The sequence below is a fragment of the Buttiauxella gaviniae genome (genome assembly GCF_040786275.1).
In the GTDB taxonomy this organism is placed as follows: domain Bacteria; phylum Pseudomonadota; class Gammaproteobacteria; order Enterobacterales; family Enterobacteriaceae; genus Buttiauxella; species Buttiauxella gaviniae_A.
In genome coordinates, this window is the sequence record NZ_JBFMVT010000002.1 from 1,181,945 (window position 1) to 1,198,007 (window position 16,063).

Consider the following 16,063-nt stretch of genomic DNA (forward strand, 5'->3'; position numbering starts at 1 on the left):
CTCTGACCGTTTGCCGACGCTAAGCCATTGATGATGGAACAACGAATAACACGTATGAAAAAACGTATTCCCACCTTGCTGGCCACCTTGATTGGCGCAGCGCTGTATAGTCAACAAGGTATGGCTGCCGATCTTGCGTCGCAGTGTATGCTGGGTATCCCTAGTTACAACCGCCCTTTGGTGGAAGGGGATACCAACAACCTGCCTGTTACTATAAATGCCGATCACGCAAAAGGAAATTATCCCGATGATGCGGTGTTCAGTGGCAATGTAGATATCCAGCAAGGCAATAGCCGCCTGCAATCTGACGAGGTGCTGTTGCATCAAAAACAGGTTGAAGGTCAGCCTGACCCGGTGCGTACCGTTGATGCCGTCGGAAATGTCCATTACGACGATAATCAGGTGATCCTCAAAGGCCCGAAAGCCTGGTCGAACCTGAATACCAAAGATACCAACGTCTGGGAAGGTGACTACCAAATGGTAGATCGCCAGGGGCGTGGTACTGCCGATCTCATGAAGCAGCGTGGCAATAACCGCTACACTATTCTGGAAAATGGCACCTTTACCTCTTGCTTACCGGGCTCTAATACCTGGAGCGTAGTAGGCAGTGAAGTGATTCAGGACCGTGAGGAAGAGGTTGCGGAAATCTGGAACGCCCGCTTTAAACTGGGCCCAGTTCCTGTCTTCTATAGCCCTTATTTGCAATTACCGATTGGCGACAAACGCCGCTCAGGTTTCCTGATCCCAAATGCGAAATACAGTACCAATAACGGCCTTGAGTTTACTCTACCGTATTACTGGAACATCGCCCCTAACTTTGATGCCACGATTACTCCGCACTATATGGAACAGCGTGGTACGCAATGGCAGAACGAATTCCGCTACCTCACCAAAGCAGGTGCAGGCATTATGGAATTCGACTACATGCTGTCAGATGACCAATACAAAGACGATCAAAAAGCCCTTAATCCTCAAAATCCAGATAAAGACGATCGTCGCTGGTTATTCTACTGGAACCATAGCGGTGTAATGGATCAAGTGTGGCGCTTCAATATCGACTACACCAAAGTCAGCGATCCAAGTTACTTTAACGATTTTACATCCCAGTACGGCTCAAGTACTGACGGCTACGCTACGCAGAAATTTAGTGTTGGCTATGCGGTTGAAAACTTCGATGCCACGCTTTCAACTAAACAGTTCCAGATTTTTGAGTCGCAACAAAATAGTGGGGCTAACTCTTACAGCGCGCAGCCGCAGTTGGACGTGAACTACTATCAAAATGATGTTGGCCCATTTGATACGCGTGTTTATGGCCAGGCGGTTAAGTTTACGAACTTTAATAACAATATGCCGGAAGCCACTCGACTTCATCTCGAGCCGACCATTAGCCTTCCGGTATCCAACGGTTGGGCGAGCCTGAATACCGAAGCCAAATTAATGGCGACGCATTATCAGCAAACAAATGTTGATCAATATCGAGCTTATGCCTTGCATCAATACCAGACCAACCCTAAGGACATCAATTATCAACAAAAACTTGCTGCTGCTGCTAGCTTAGAGGACTCAGTCAACCGTACCCTGCCGCAGTTCAAAATGGACGGAAAGCTGATTTTCGATCGTGATATGGACTCTGCTGCAGGCTGGATGCAAACCCTGGAACCGCGCGCGCAGTACCTCTACGTGCCATACCGTGACCAGAGCAATATCAATAACTACGACTCTGCTCTACTGCAATCTGACTACAGCGGCCTGTTCCGCGATCGGACTTACGGCGGCCTTGACCGTATTGCATCTGCTAACCAGATGACTACGGGCGTGACAACTCGCGTTTATGATAATGCAGCCGTTGAACGTTTTAACGTTTCTGTGGGTCAAATCTACTACTTCACGAAATCCCGTACCGGTGATGAAACTATCACCAATGAAAAAGGTGACGAAACAGGGTCTATCTTGTGGGCGGGTGATACCTACTGGCGCATGACCGATCGCTGGGGTTTACGTGGTGGCTTACAGTACGATACGCGTCTGGATAACGTAGCAACGGGTAACGGTGTTATCGAATATCGCAAAGACAACGATCGTCTGCTGCAATTTAACTATCGTTATGCAAGTCCTGAATACATTAGTGCAACAGTCTCAACCATTGATATTAAGGCACCTCAGTACGAAAACGGTATATCGCAAGTAGGCATGACAGCGAGCTGGCCGATTGTTGATCGTTGGTCTGTCGTAGGAGCGTATTACTACGATACCAAGGCACAACAAACCGCTGACTCCATGCTGGCCGTGCAGTACAACTCCTGCTGTTATGCGATTCGTGTGGGTTACGAGCGCAAAATTAACGGCTGGGATAACGGAAATGGCGAAAGCAAATACGATAACGTAATTGGTTTTAACATCGAGTTACGTGGCCTGAGTTCTAACTACGGCCTGGGCACACAGCAAATGTTGCGTTCAAACATTCTGCCGTATCAAAGCTCGATGTAATTCACTTTGACTTGAATTAGCAATCCGCTTCGCGGCTAAGTAAATGGAAAAAGTATGAAGAATTGGAGAACGCTGCTTCTCGGTATCGTCCTGGCGGCGAATACCTCTTTCGCGGCCCCACAGGTAGTCGATAAAGTTGCAGCCGTCGTAAATAACGGTGTGGTACTGGAAAGTGATGTTGACGGCATGATGCAGTCAGTGAAAACCGGTGCCCAGCAGGCCGGGCAACAACTTCCTGACGATGCGACTTTGCGCCATCAGGTGCTAGAACGTTTGATCATGGATCAAATCATTCTGCAGATGGGTCAGAAAATGGGTGTCAAAGTCAGCGATGAGCAGCTTGATAAAGCTATTGCTGATATTGCAGCTCAAAACAAAATGAGTATGGATCAGATGCGTAGCCGTCTGGCTTATGACGGGGTTAATTACAACTCTTACCGTGCTCAGATCCGTAAAGAGATGACGATTTCGGAAGTGCGTAACAACGAAGTTCGTCGCCGCGTCTCCATTTTGCCACAGGAAGTGGACTCCCTTGCGCAGCAAGTGGGTAGCCAAAATGACAGCAGTACCGAGCTGAATCTTAGCCACATCCTGATTCCATTGCCGGAAAACCCATCCTCTGCTCAGGTAGATGATGCAGAAAAGCAAGCGCGTGACATTGCTTCACAGGCGCAAAGCGGTGCAGATTTCGGCAAACTCGCCATCACCTACTCTGCTGACCAGCAAGCTCTAAAAGGCGGTCAAATGGGTTGGGGTCGCATCCAGGAATTACCGTCTATTTTCGCTCAGGCATTAAGCACCGCGAAAAAAGGTGATGTGATTGGCCCGATTCGTTCAGGCGTGGGTTTCCATATTCTGAAAGTGAATGATTTGCGTGGGCAGAGCCAGAGCATTTCTGTGACTGAAGTTCACGCTCGCCATATCTTGCTGAAATCGTCTCCTATCATGAGTGACGACCAGGCGCGTGCTAAGTTGACGCAGATTGCGGCTGATATTAAGAGCGGTAAAACCACCTTCGCAACGGCTGCAAAATCGTTCTCTGAAGACCCGGGTTCTGCGAACCAGGGCGGCGATTTAGGTTGGGCTGCGACAGACATCTACGATCCGGCGTTCCGTGATGCGCTCTCAAAAATGCACAAAGGCGAGTTGAGTGCACCGGTTCACTCTTCGTTTGGCTGGCACCTGATTGAGCTTTTAGATACTCGTAACGTTGATAAGACCGATGCGGCACAAAAAGATCGTGCATATCGTATGCTGTTCAACCGTAAGTTCTCTGAAGAAGCTCAGACCTGGATGCAAGAGCAACGCGCATCCGCTTACGTAAAAGTTATAGGTAGCAATGGTTAATATCCATCGTGTGGTCATCACTCCCGGCGAACCCGCCGGGATTGGTCCTGACCTGCTTATCGCGCTGGCAAGCCGCGATTGGCCAGTAGAACTGGTTGTCGTGGCTGCGCCTGAACTCCTTCAGGAAAGGGCTGCCCTTCTCGGCCTGCCTCTCACACTCAAAACATACCAACCCGATTCCCCAGCAAGCCCCCAAGTGGCTGGCACGCTCACCGTTCTCCCGATTGCATTACGTGCCCCTGTAATACCAGGTCAGCTAGATGTGAGAAACAGCGAGTATGTCGTTGAAATGCTAGCTCGCGCGTGTGACGGCTGTATTAACGGTGAATTTGCAGCTCTCATCACCGGGCCGGTTCATAAGGGCATCATCAATGATGCGGGCATTCCGTTTATTGGTCATACCGAGTTTTTCGAAGAGCGATCGCAGAGCGAAAAAGTCGTGATGATGCTGGCAACCGAAGAGTTGCGCGTGGCGCTGGCAACCACACATTTGCCGCTAAAAGCCATTAGTGACGCGATAACGCCAGATTTATTACGCCAGATAATCACCATCCTGTATCATGACCTGCAAACCAAGTTTGGTATCGCGCAGCCGCATGTGCTGGTTTGTGGCCTCAACCCCCATGCCGGGGAAGGCGGCCACATGGGTACTGAAGAGATTGATACCATCATTCCAGTACTGAATGAAATGCGTGGTCTGGGGATGAATCTTTCTGGCCCACTACCGGCAGATACACTGTTTCAGCCCAAGTATCTCGATAACGCCGATGCCGTGCTGGCGATGTACCACGATCAAGGTCTGCCAGTACTCAAATATCAGGGCTTTGGCCGTGCGGTAAACATCACGCTAGGCTTACCTTTTATCCGCACTTCGGTTGACCATGGAACCGCGCTAGAACTAGCCGGTCAGGGGAAAGCCGATGTCGGCAGTTTTATTACGGCGCTTAATCTCGCCATCAAAATGATTGTTAATACTCAATGAATACTCGTGTCCACCAGGGCCATTTAGCCCGTAAACGTTTTGGGCAAAACTTCCTTAATGACCAGTTCGTTATCGACAGTATTGTCTCTGCTATTAATCCACTTAAAGGCCAGGCGATGGTTGAAATCGGCCCAGGCCTTGGCGCATTAACCGAGCCTGTGGGTGAACGTCTGGATGAAATGACCGTCATCGAACTGGACCGCGATCTTGCAGCACGTCTGCAAACGCATCCGTTCCTGGCACCTAAGCTGACCATTTATCAGCAAGATGCGATGACGATGGATTTTGGAGAGCTGTCGCAAAAAATCGGTCAGCCGTTGCGCGTTTTCGGCAACCTGCCGTATAACATCTCCACGCCATTGATGTTCCATCTCTTTAGCTATACTGATGCCATTGCAGACATGCACTTCATGCTGCAAAAAGAGGTGGTCAACCGTTTGGTTGCAGGCCCTAACAGTAAAGCTTATGGTCGTTTATCAGTCATGGCCCAGTACTATTGCAATGTGATCCCAGTGCTTGAAGTCCCGCCGACGGCCTTTACACCAGCACCCAAAGTGGACTCCGCCGTTGTACGTCTGGTACCTCATGCAACGATACCGCATCCAGTAAAAGAGCTGCGTGTGTTAAGTCGCATCACCACTGAAGCCTTTAACAAACGTCGCAAAACGATTCGTAACAGCCTGGGCCATCTGTTCAGTGCAGAAGTGATGGCAGAGCTGGGAATTGATGCAACTTTGCGTGCTGAGAACATCTCAGTCGCACAGTATTGCCAACTGGCAAACTATTTGGCTGAGCACCCCGAGCAGCCGAAGGAGAGTTAACGATGTTAAATTCGCCCCGCGTATGCATTCAGGTACAAAGCGTCTATATCGAATCTCAGTCCTCACCGGAGAACGAACGTTTCGTCTTTGCTTATACCGTTACCATCCGCAACCTGGGGCGAACACCGGTGCAATTGCTTGGCCGTTATTGGCTTATCACTAACGGTAACGGCCATGAAACTGAAGTTCAGGGCGAAGGGGTGATTGGCGTCCAACCGCATATTGAACCGGGCAACGAATACAGCTACACAAGCGGTGCAGTGCTTGAAACACCGCTTGGCACCATGCAAGGCCATTACGAAATGGTCGACTCTCAGGGCGACGCTTTCCGCGTCGCTATTCCCGTGTTCCGTCTGGCCATTCCAGCCTTCATTCACTGATACGATGTCTACATACCTGATTGGCGATGTTCACGGCTGTTACGATGAACTGACCGCTTTACTGCAACGGGTTGAGTTTACGCCTGGCAAAGATACTTTATGGCTTACGGGCGACCTCGTCGCGCGTGGCCCCGGCTCGCTTGAAGTACTGCGCTATGTGCGTGGGCTCGGCGACAGCGTGCGAATTGTGCTCGGCAATCACGACCTGCATCTGCTGGCCGTTTATGCGGGCATTAGCCGTAACAAGCCCAAAGATCGCGTATCGCCTCTGCTTGAAGCACCCGATGCCGATGAACTGCTAAATTGGCTACGCCGCCAGCCGCTGCTTCAGGTCGATGAAGAGAAAAAGCTGGTGATGGCGCACGCAGGGATCACACCGCAATGGGATTTAAACACGGCTATGGCCTGCGCGCGCGATGTCGAAGCGGTGCTCTCCAGCGACAGCTATCCGCTGTTCCTTGATGCGATGTATGGCGATATGCCAAACAACTGGTCACCTGAACTTTCTGGCTTAGCTCGCCTGCGGTTTATTACCAATGCCCTGACCCGGATGCGCTACTGCTTCCCGAACGGGCAGTTAGACATGTACTGCAAAGACACGCCTGAAAGCGCCCCTGCGCCATTAAAACCCTGGTTTGCAATTCCAGGCCCGGTTACCGCTGAGTATTCCGTTATCTTTGGGCATTGGGCATCGCTGGAAGGCAAAGGCACACCTGAAGGGATCTACGGGCTGGATACCGGTTGCTGTTGGGGCGGTGAATTAACCTGCCTGCGCTGGGAAGATAAAACTTACTTTGTTCAGCCGTCGAATCGTAAAACCAGCCTCGATGAGGGCGATACGGCAATAGCGTCTTAATAGACGTTTTTTCATTCCACTGGAATTTGTCTGGCTCCCAGCCGAATAAATTCCAGCCCTGCTCTATGCAAGTTACACCCATTTCTTTTGTCTACTTTCCTACATTTCACAATGTGACACAGCTCACTTTAGCTTTTCCTCTGCCAGGATACCTTTCTGACATATTTATATCATTGATTTTATTATATTTATCTAAATTATGAGTCTCACAAAATTATAGGTTCATATCAATGATTCTATAATTCGTTGAAGGAATAACACCATGGCCAGTGACGTCACCCGCTTCACCTTTACCGCCGGGCGGACCCCGGATGACACCTTTGCCGTGGTGGACTTTCAGCTCACCCAGTCCCTCTCCTCCCTGTTCCGCCTTGAGCTGACCCTCGCCAGCAGCAATCCGGCCCTGGAATTCCGTAAAGTCCTCGACCAGGGGGGGACGCTGATTATCCGGCAGGGCGAGGAGATTAAGCGCCGCCTGCGCGGCATCGTGACCTTCTGCGAGCAGGGCAACACCGGTAAACACCAGACGCTGTATCACATAACCCTGCGCCCGGAGCTCTGCCGCAGCTTCCAGAATGTCGATATCCGCGCCATCTTTCAGACGCTGCTTAAAGAGACGGGTGTGCTCACCCATGACGCGCTGTTCCGCCGTCCGCACCCTTTCCGTGAGTTCTGCGTCCAGTACCAGGAAACCGACTTCGACTTCATCGCCCGGCTGGCCGCCGAAGAGGGGATTTTCTTCTGCGAGGAGGAATATCTGGAGCGCAACCTGCAGAAACTGACCTTCGCCGATGACAGCCGCGTGCTGCGCAGACTCGACCCGCTGCCGTACAACCCCAACGGTGCCAGTGAATCCAGCCGCTACTGCATCAACAGCTTCTGCCGCCGCGCGCAAATCCGCCCGGCGCAGGTCACCACCCGGGACTACACCTTTAAGGCCCCCCTCTGGCCCGGGCAGTTTAATCACCGCCCGTCGGAGATGCCCAACCAGCGGGCGGTGTATGAGATTTTTGACTATCCGGGGCGCTTCAAGGACGCACAGCGCGGGGCAGACTTTGCGAAATATCAGGTGGAAGGCTGGCGCAGCGATGTGGACTACGCCACCGGCACCAGCAACTCACCCCGGCTCCAGCCGGGGCGCTGCTTCAGCCTGACGGACCACCCGCGCGCAGACCTCAACGACCTCTGGCAGGTGGTGGCCTGTACGTTAACCGGCAGCCAGCCGCAGGCGCTCACCGGCAGCGAAGGCCAGGGCACCACGCTCACCAACAGCTTCAGCGTCATCCCCGCCGTTCAGACCTGGCGCTCACAGCCGCCTCTCAAACCGCGGGTCGACGGCCCGCCGGGGGAGGAAATCTTCTGCGACGAGCACGGGCGGGTGCGGGTGAAATTTGCCTGGGACCGCTACAACCAGGCGGATGCGAAAAGCTCGTGCTGGATACGCGTCTCGCAGGCGTGGGCCGGCGCCGGATTCGGCAATATCGCCATCCCGCGCGTCGGCCAGGAAGTGATTGTCGATTTTCTCAACGGCGACCCGGACCAGCCGATTATCACCGGGCGCACCTACCACGCCGGTAACCGCGCCCCGGGCGACCTGCCGGGCACCCGAACGCAGATGGCTATCCGCTCGCAGACCTACAAAGGCAGCGGCTACAACGAGCTGATGTTCGAGGATGAGACAAATCAGGAGCTGCTGTCGATGCATGCCCAGAAGGACATGAAGACGGTGGTGCTGAACAACCGTGACACGGAGGTGAAAGCCGACCACACCGAAACCATCGGCAACAACCAGAGCATCACCGTCGCACTGGGGCAGACGGTAACGGTGGGCAAAGAAAATGCCGCCGGACACGACACAACCCTCAGCGTCGCGCATGACCGGCAGACAAACGTCGGTAATGACCAGACGCTGAGGGTGGCACACGACCGCACAGAAAATGTTGGTCACGATGACGCGCTGTACGTGGCGAACGACAGAAAAATCACGGTAAAAGGAAAGCAGGCGCACACCACCACCGGAGACCACGTCAGCCTGGTGAAAGGGAAATACAGCCTGGAAGTGAAGGACGACCTGGCGCAGAAGATTGCCGGGGCGCTGGGCATTGACGTTCAGGGCGATATTGTCCTGAAAAGCCACAGCAAAATCACCCTGCAGGCGGGCGGCTCGTTTATCGTCATTCACCCCGCGGGTATCGATATCACGGGGCCGAAAATCAACCTCAACGGCGGCGGCACTCCGGGGACACTGGTCCCGACACTGCAGCCGGTGATGCTGAGTGCGCCGGCGGATGGAGGTGATGATGGGTTGTGCGAGTCACAGCAGGATGGTGGGGGAAGCGGTGGCGAAGGAAATTCCGGTGCTGGGAATGATTCTGGGCAGGATGAACCGGATAGCGAAGAACCCGCCACAAAGTTCCTATTTTCGTAATAGAAAATTTATTCAGATTACCGGTGCTCTACCCGGGATATTTCTTCTCTCTGATAAAGGATTATAAAAATGATTATCAGCCCTCCATTTCTGCTCGAGCAGGCAGATAGTGAAACCGACTCAGAATGGGTAAACAGAATGATGCCTGCTGATGCGCAACGAAGTTTCCCCATTAATAAAGGCCAGTCCTGGCACGGGGGTATTCATCTGACGGGTAGCTCATCAAATCCCGTAAGATGTATCGCAGATGGCAAAGTCCTTTCTCTGCGTCAGCCTGACCAGGCAAAACGCGATGTATCACCGCTCAATTACAACGGAGCGACCGATTACGGCTATGTCCTTCTGAAACATGAAACGGAAATCGGGAGCGGTGATAGCGGCAAGATTGTTTGGTATTCACTGTATATGCATCTGAGCAGGGTTGACGGGAATGCTCAGCCCGGAAAAACACTGCATCGCAAAGAGATAATAGGCATGGCAGGTATGGTGGATGATCAGAATGCACTTCATTTTCAGATTTTTTGTGACGATGAAAACCTTCAGAAAATCACCGGAAGAATTTCTCCAGACACAGACCTGACGAAAGATGGTCGGGTTGAAGTAGTTTATGGGGATATTCATTTTTTCTTACCTGCGGGAACCCCAGTTTATGAATCCGCCCCTCCGGATAATTCGCTGGTGAATAACAGTTCAGTGCTGGAAACCAGCGTACAGTTATATGTAACCATGCGTTTTGACAAGGGCAGTTGTACGATGACAACCCGCCAGGAGGATCCCATACTGCCCGATAATTATTCCGAAGTGGGTGAGCCTTTAGTTAATGCCGATGGTGAGGACTATGAATACAACCTGTATTCCAGTGCGCTGAAACTCTACCCGGCCAGCCCGAGTGCGGGATATGAAATGTTGCGTTTTGGACGGGTCATTAATACAGAATACGAAACGCTTAGCCCTGCAGATGCACCGCTGTGGCAGAAGGTGAATACCCCTGAAGGGAAAGGCTTCGTTAACCTTGGAGCCCGGGACATAAAAGTCTACAGCGACGGCGATTTCCCTCACTGGATGGGCTGGAAACTGGTGGATGATGATACCGACACGAACAGCCAGTGCAATTCACCCACCATTCTGTGCACAACACGCAGTGACTTAAATCGAATGATTTGTCATTTCCCTCTGGAGTGGGACAAGGCAACTGTAGATTCACGGTTTGAATGGCTGAAATCTCCTAATGATGTAAAGAATAAACCGATGGCAGAATGCGACCTTAACTTGCTGACGGAACACGGAAAAGCACTTTGTCTGGCTGAAAATCCGTTACCTTCTGGTCGGGTATGGCATTTTGAGCCGAGGGAGTTTATTGCACATTTCAGGAAGTGTGGATGGTTAGGACTAGATGATTTTGTACGTATTGTTCGTCGCAATGAGTCTCATGCATTGCAACCAAACTTAACCAAGGCAGAACTAGTTAGTTGGCTTACTACAGAAGGTAGAAAACCTTCAGGAGAAATAATTCGGCCAGATAATGTAGGTGTTAGTTTATCAAAAATCCTGTCAAAATATCTGATAGTAACCCCATTAAGAATGGCCCATTTTATGGGGCAAATGGCAAGGGAAACAGGAAGGTTTAAATTTTTTGTTGAAAATGGCGATTTGAATTATTTCAATATGTATGAACCGAGAACTACTCAAGGGATTAAATTAGGAAATACTCAATCAGGTGATGGTGCCAGGTTTAAAGGTAGAGGCACTGTACATTTAACAGGAAGGGAAAACTATTCGAACTATAGTAAATATAGATTTGGTCAAAGTTCTACCTTTTTCACAGAAGAGCCTAATAATATGCTACCTGCCATTGATTCATATTGCGCATGTGATGCAGGCGGTTATTTTTGGATTAGCAAGCAGAAATTCTCAAGAACATTCCAACCAATTGGAAAATTAAGTATAAATTACTGGGCCGATCAAGGTAGTAGTCAATATAATGCTTCACAATTAACAGGAAGAATAAATCCTGGCCAAGATGGTTTTATTTCTGTCAGATGGCCTGCTTTTGTTCATGCATGGTATGCACTTAATGACGACGTTAGTACCCCTGATGATTTCCGCCCTATTAAATAAACCCAAGAGGACTTATGAGACTTTTTAATAAAATGTGCATAATTATTTTCACCTCTCTTCTTTCTATTAAAACATCCGCCGGTGATTTAGATAATAAAAAACAAAATTTCATTTTCTGTGCAAAAATTGATACAGAAGCAGTTTCTGATTTATTTGATCATTTTAAAAAAAAATATAAAAACGATGACACATTCATACTGCTGGGTTCTAATTCAGAAGAGTTAAATTATACAGAAGGGAACAGTCGGGCTACAATAGAAGGATACATCTATATAATGAACACTAATCTCCTAAAATTAGATTCACTGTCAGTTTTGACAATAAAAAATAGAATACCCACAGATACAATCACCTATATCAGCCATAAAAATAAAATACTAGGTGGTATTTTCTACTCCAATGAATTTATGCCACTTGAGGAAAAAACCAAAGCACCAGCCAACCTAATTTATATAGGAAATGCCGGAGATATATTTCATCTAAAAACTTACCAATTTAAAGATAAAGAATGCTCTAGCCGTTTCCCTAAAGAAATCCTAGCCAACTTTATTGATGACTAATTATAGAAATGATTACTCGCTGTAATGAAAATAGTGGCGGAATGCTTATAAAGACATCCCAATATGTAAATCAGAAGTAAAGCTTATTTTTCATGGAACCCCTTCTTCGTTGTCATTAGTAGCAGCACTGCCGTATCAATTAATAAACAAAAAGCACTGGGGTAGCCTCACCCAGTGTTTTTTTCGTCATTCAATTCAATGCGGTCTTAACGACGCTCCAGAACCTCAAAGCAGTAACTGTGGGAGTTACTCTCATCGGCGTCGTGGAATTCACTGAAAGTTGACTGCCACTCATCCGGTTCGTAATCCGGGAAGTGCGTGTCGCCTTCCACTTCTGCGTCGATGTGCGTCAGATACAAACGTTGCGCTTTTGGCAGGAACTGTTCGTAAACACGTCCACCGCCAATCACCATAATCTCTTCTGCATCACCACAAGCCTTAATAGCATCTTCAACAGATGAAACCCACTCTACGCGGTCATCGGTACCCGGCTTGCTGCTAATAACAATATTCTTACGTCCTGGAAGCGGTCGACCGATAGATTCCCAGGTCAAACGCCCCATAACAACAGGTTTATTCAGCGTATTACGTTTAAACCAGGCCAGATCGGCAGGTAAGTCCCAGGGCATGGCGTTCTCCATGCCAATTACACGATCTACCGCTAATGCAGCAATCAGACTGATCATTCTATTAACCCAAGGGTGGTGAAAAAATTGCCGCCACTATACGGAAAGCGCATTCTTTCGTCGACTGTCCGCAAGCCTGTCCGCGAGAATTTTTTTGTTCTGCTACTGTAAACATGTAACGCACAGCTTCCTGATACAACAGGAACAATGAGTTAGCGTAAAAGCGCCAGAAATAACGTAAAAAATTCTTAACTGCGGCCTGCCATCCTCTATAAGTTTACGCAATAGCTGCGCTATAGTGCATTTTTCTTCATCTCTACCGGATAACACCATGCTGGAAACCACGCTTTTTGTCGCCACTCTTGCCACGTTGGGAATGCTTTCCCCTGGGCCTGATTTCTTTCTGGTCATTAAGAATGCGGCACGTTATCCGCGTACTGCGGCGATGATGACTTCATTGGGCGTTATCAGCGGCGTTGCCACGCACATGACTTATTGCGTCGCAGGTTTAGCGGTAGTGATTACGACAACACCGTGGCTGTTCGATGTTCTTAAATATGCCGGTGCCGCCTATTTAATCTGGATTGGTTTCCACGCGCTGTTTGCTCGCGGCGGCAGCAAGATGGATGTCAGCAATGTTGAGCGCCAGCAAACCACGCTGAAAAAAGCCTTCTTACAGGGCTATTTGTGTAATCTGCTGAATCCAAAAGCGACGTTGTTTTTCCTGTCCGTTTTCACTCAGGTATTGAGCGTGAACTCCGGCACCATGGAAAAACTCTGGTACGCTGGCGTAATCCTGATGCTGTCGGTTATCTGGTGGCCGTTATTGGTGGTGCTAATCCAAAGCGAACCCGTTCGCCGCGGCCTTGCCAAAGCGCAAAAGATTGTTGATAAGTTATTGGGTGGGATGCTAATTGGGCTTGGGATCAAAGTTGCGCTAAGTTGATTGTTTGGGCGGGTCAAAACCCGCCCATTGTTACTTACCCGACAGGTTTCACAGGCGGCTCATCCGCCAGTTTCCCCGAATGAATGCCCTCTTCCGTACCCTGCCAGCCGTGGCGCTGAATCACATTGAGATGCGCCCGGTCTTCGTTAATCACTTCGGTCAGCATAGCGCTGGTGCGTTTAAGAACATCGGCGCGCGATGACCAGTCCGGTGCGGGCACCATCTCTTCCACCATTTGCATATTGAAACGACGGAAATGGTCGGCTCGCTCACGCGCTTCATAACTCCCCACGCCCAAACCTTCCAGCGCACGGCGCCCTACCTTCAACGCGCTTTCAAAAGTTTCACGTTCCGGCTGTTCTACGCCTGCCTGGCGTAGACGAATGTAGTGGTCAAGATCGCGTGCGCGGGCAATCACTAGCAGATGCGGGAAGTGTTCCTGCGCAAGCTGAGTTAACTGCATATTGGCATCAGGATCGTCGATGGCGTTAATCAGCACCTCGGCTTTTGCGGCTCCCGCAGACTCAAGCAAATCCACGCGGGTTGCGTCGCCATAAAACACTTTGGTACCAAACTTACGCAAGGTTTCGATATGGTCAGGGTCATGGTCGAGAACCACCATTTTCACACCGCTGGTCAGCAGTAAACGCCCGGCGATTTGCCCGAAACGCCCGAAACCTGCGACGATCACTCGTGGCTGTTCTTCATCAATTTCATCCGCTTCCCGCGCCTGCTCTTTGCCTGATTTCTCCAGGCGATTAAGTAGCACCAGCAGCAACGGCGTTGCCGCCATCGACAGCGCGACCGCAAGCGTGAGCGATTTCGCCCAGCTATCATCAAGCACCTGCGCCATTTTCGCCGTTCCAAAAATCACGAACGCAAATTCACTCCCCTGCCCCAGCAAGACGGCAAACCAGCGGCGCTGTTTACCCGGCACATTCAACGGTTTTGCCACCAGCCAAAGGGTAATAATTTTAATCGCCAGGAAGCCGAACAGCAGCGCGATAATGCGCAACGGGTTTTCCAGCAGCGTGCCAAAATCTACCGACATTCCCACGCCGATGAAAAACAGCCCCAGCAGCAAGCCTTTAAACGGTTCGATATCGCTTTCAAGCGCATGGCGGTATTCGGAACTCGCCAGTAAAACACCTGCAAGAAACGCGCCCATTGCCATTGAAAGCCCGGCTTCTTCCAGCAATAAACCAAAGCCAAACACCATAAATAACGCCATGGCACTGAAGACTTCTCGCAGGCCGGAACGCGCAACAAAACGCATAACGGGGCGCGTGACGTAACGGCCTAACAGCACGACAATCGCCAATGCGCCCACAACTTTCAGCGCCGAAATAGAGAATGCCGCGAAGGTGGTTGTCGCCCCGCTGCTGGCTAACAAGGGAATCATCGCAACCAGTGGAATGGCAGCAATATCCTGAAAGAGCAGCACCGAAAATGCGCTGCGGCCCATTTGAGAAATGGTCAGATTACGCTCGTTCATGGCCTGCATGGCGATGGCGGTAGAAGATAACGCCAGCGTCAAACCAATTAACACGGCCACCTGCCAGCGCAAACCTAAGAACATGCAGAACAAGCCGAGGAGCAAACCGCACGCCAACATTTGCAGCGCTCCGCCGCCGAATACCGAGGCACGCAGCGTCCATAAGCGTCGGGGGTCAAGTTCCAGGCCAATGACGAAGAGCATCAACACCACGCCAATTTCCGCAAAATGCAGAATAGTTTCGGCGTCGGTCACCAGCCGCAATCCCCACGGGCCGATAATGCACCCGGCAATCAAATAGCCGAGCACGGAACCTAAACCGAGACGCACCGCAATCGGGACAATAATCGCGGCGGAGCCGAGGTAGATCAGCGCCTGAATCAGGCTATGGCTATCCATGGTTCGCCTCCCGCCAGTCGAGCAACCGTTGTTTGTACATTTCGGCTTGTACCTCGAGGGTATTTTCGTCACAGACAAAAGTGAAATGGATAGTAAAGTGCGGCAGCCAGTTCATGCCGCAATACAAAGCGGTCGCCTGCAAAGGCTGGCCGAGCACATCAAAACCAGGATGGTTACCCAGCTCAAAGTGATTATCACCCCCGCCCGTCGTCACCGCCCACATAACATTTTTACCGCGCAGCGCCACTCCTCCGCGCCCATACGCCCAGCCGTGGGAAAGCACTTTGTCGATCCACAGTTTCATCAGCGGCGGCGTGCTGTACCACTGCATCGGATGCTGCCAGATAACTAAATCGGCGCGGCTTAATGCTTCCTGTTCGGCAGCAATATCAATATTGAAATCGGGGTATAGCTCATAGAGCGAGCGCACTTCCACATCAGGCAAAAGCGAAGCCTGTTCGATCATTTTTCGATTGGCGTGAGAGTGTTGGGGATAGGGATGCGCATAAATAATCAAAATCATCGTTTTGCCTGTTTCCACTGCATTATCGTTTTATACCCTGGAAAATCCATATTGCAGGCAGACGGCAAGCGAAGGAATCCCGATGAGCCTACTCA

Annotated in this window: 13 protein-coding genes; 10 read left to right on the forward strand and 3 right to left on the reverse strand. The window is 50.5% G+C overall.

Annotated features, from left to right (window positions below):
- The first annotated feature begins 54 nt into the window (after positions 1–54).
- From lptD to AB1E22_RS06065, 9 genes are all read left to right on the forward strand, one after another.
- Positions 55–2,487: an LPS assembly protein LptD gene (gene lptD, locus AB1E22_RS06025; protein WP_367594525.1), complete on the forward strand. Its 2,433-nt coding sequence runs from the start codon at positions 55–57 to the stop codon at positions 2,485–2,487.
- 54 nt (positions 2,488–2,541) lie between these two features.
- Complete coding sequence (gene surA / locus AB1E22_RS06030; protein ID WP_367594526.1) at positions 2,542–3,834, forward strand: peptidylprolyl isomerase SurA; 1,293 nt, start codon at positions 2,542–2,544, stop codon at positions 3,832–3,834.
- Positions 3,827–4,816, forward strand: a complete 990-nt coding sequence (gene pdxA, locus AB1E22_RS06035) for a 4-hydroxythreonine-4-phosphate dehydrogenase PdxA (RefSeq protein ID WP_367594527.1) — start codon at positions 3,827–3,829, stop codon at positions 4,814–4,816. Before surA ends, pdxA begins: the two co-directional genes overlap by 8 nt.
- Entirely contained in the window at positions 4,813–5,637 is an 825-nt protein-coding gene (gene rsmA, locus AB1E22_RS06040; RefSeq protein WP_367594528.1) for a 16S rRNA (adenine(1518)-N(6)/adenine(1519)-N(6))-dimethyltransferase RsmA, read from the forward strand. Before pdxA ends, rsmA begins: the two co-directional genes overlap by 4 nt.
- Before the next feature lie 2 nt (positions 5,638–5,639).
- Positions 5,640–6,017 (forward strand): Co2+/Mg2+ efflux protein ApaG, encoded by a 378-nt coding sequence (gene apaG / locus AB1E22_RS06045; RefSeq protein ID WP_034498452.1) that lies wholly within the window; start codon positions 5,640–5,642, stop codon positions 6,015–6,017.
- A 4-nt stretch (positions 6,018–6,021) separates the two neighbouring features.
- On the forward strand, positions 6,022–6,873 hold the full coding sequence (gene apaH, locus AB1E22_RS06050; RefSeq protein ID WP_367594529.1) for a bis(5'-nucleosyl)-tetraphosphatase (symmetrical) ApaH: 852 nt from the start codon (positions 6,022–6,024) through the stop codon (positions 6,871–6,873).
- A gap of 262 nt (positions 6,874–7,135) precedes the next feature.
- Positions 7,136–9,301, forward strand: a complete 2,166-nt coding sequence (gene tssI / locus AB1E22_RS06055; RefSeq protein ID WP_367594530.1) for a type VI secretion system tip protein TssI/VgrG — start codon at positions 7,136–7,138, stop codon at positions 9,299–9,301.
- Positions 9,302–9,370: 69 nt separating this feature from the next.
- Positions 9,371–11,419, forward strand: a complete 2,049-nt coding sequence (locus AB1E22_RS06060) for a peptidase M23 (protein ID WP_367594531.1) — start codon at positions 9,371–9,373, stop codon at positions 11,417–11,419.
- 14 nt (positions 11,420–11,433) lie between these two features.
- On the forward strand, positions 11,434–11,979 hold the full coding sequence (locus AB1E22_RS06065; RefSeq protein WP_367594532.1) for a hypothetical protein: 546 nt from the start codon (positions 11,434–11,436) through the stop codon (positions 11,977–11,979).
- Positions 11,980–12,185: 206 nt separating this feature from the next.
- Here the strand turns inward: AB1E22_RS06065 and folA are convergent, their stop codons facing one another.
- A complete protein-coding gene (gene folA / locus AB1E22_RS06070; protein ID WP_034459339.1) occupies positions 12,186–12,665 on the reverse strand; it encodes a type 3 dihydrofolate reductase in 480 nt (159 codons plus the stop codon).
- A 271-nt stretch (positions 12,666–12,936) separates the two neighbouring features.
- Here folA and AB1E22_RS06075 point away from each other — a divergent pair, with 271 nt between their 5' ends.
- Positions 12,937–13,551, forward strand: coding sequence for a LysE family transporter (locus tag AB1E22_RS06075; RefSeq protein WP_367594533.1), 615 nt, complete (start codon positions 12,937–12,939; stop codon positions 13,549–13,551).
- Positions 13,552–13,585: 34 nt separating this feature from the next.
- Here AB1E22_RS06075 and kefC read toward each other — a convergent pair whose 3' ends face one another.
- Both kefC and kefF read right to left on the reverse strand, forming a co-directional pair.
- Positions 13,586–15,445: a glutathione-regulated potassium-efflux system protein KefC gene (gene kefC / locus AB1E22_RS06080; RefSeq protein WP_367594534.1), complete on the reverse strand. Its 1,860-nt coding sequence runs from the start codon at positions 15,443–15,445 to the stop codon at positions 13,586–13,588.
- Positions 15,438–15,968, reverse strand: coding sequence for a glutathione-regulated potassium-efflux system oxidoreductase KefF (kefF, locus tag AB1E22_RS06085; RefSeq protein WP_367594535.1), 531 nt, complete (start codon positions 15,966–15,968; stop codon positions 15,438–15,440). The genes kefC and kefF overlap by 8 nt, the downstream gene beginning before the upstream one ends.
- Between the last annotated feature and the right edge of the window lie 95 nt (positions 15,969–16,063).

Bases quoted from the DNA above. Each gene is read 5' to 3' on its own strand.
- AB1E22_RS06075 (WP_367594533.1), top strand. From the start codon at position 12,937: ATGCTGGAAACCACGCTTTTTGTCGCCACTCTTGCCACGTTGGGAATG.
- lptD (WP_367594525.1), top strand. From the start codon at position 55: ATGAAAAAACGTATTCCCACCTTGCTGGCCACCTTGATTGGCGCAGCG.
- kefF (WP_367594535.1), bottom strand. From the start codon at position 15,968: ATGATTTTGATTATTTATGCGCATCCCTATCCCCAACACTCTCACGCC.
- apaH (WP_367594529.1), top strand. From the start codon at position 6,022: ATGTCTACATACCTGATTGGCGATGTTCACGGCTGTTACGATGAACTG.
- AB1E22_RS06060 (WP_367594531.1), top strand. From the start codon at position 9,371: ATGATTATCAGCCCTCCATTTCTGCTCGAGCAGGCAGATAGTGAAACC.
- kefC (WP_367594534.1), bottom strand. From the start codon at position 15,445: ATGGATAGCCATAGCCTGATTCAGGCGCTGATCTACCTCGGCTCCGCC.
- apaG (WP_034498452.1), top strand. From the start codon at position 5,640: ATGTTAAATTCGCCCCGCGTATGCATTCAGGTACAAAGCGTCTATATC.
- pdxA (WP_367594527.1), top strand. From the start codon at position 3,827: ATGGTTAATATCCATCGTGTGGTCATCACTCCCGGCGAACCCGCCGGG.
- folA (WP_034459339.1), bottom strand. From the start codon at position 12,665: ATGATCAGTCTGATTGCTGCATTAGCGGTAGATCGTGTAATTGGCATG.
- AB1E22_RS06065 (WP_367594532.1), top strand. From the start codon at position 11,434: ATGAGACTTTTTAATAAAATGTGCATAATTATTTTCACCTCTCTTCTT.
- rsmA (WP_367594528.1), top strand. From the start codon at position 4,813: ATGAATACTCGTGTCCACCAGGGCCATTTAGCCCGTAAACGTTTTGGG.
- surA (WP_367594526.1), top strand. From the start codon at position 2,542: ATGAAGAATTGGAGAACGCTGCTTCTCGGTATCGTCCTGGCGGCGAAT.
- tssI (WP_367594530.1), top strand. From the start codon at position 7,136: ATGGCCAGTGACGTCACCCGCTTCACCTTTACCGCCGGGCGGACCCCG.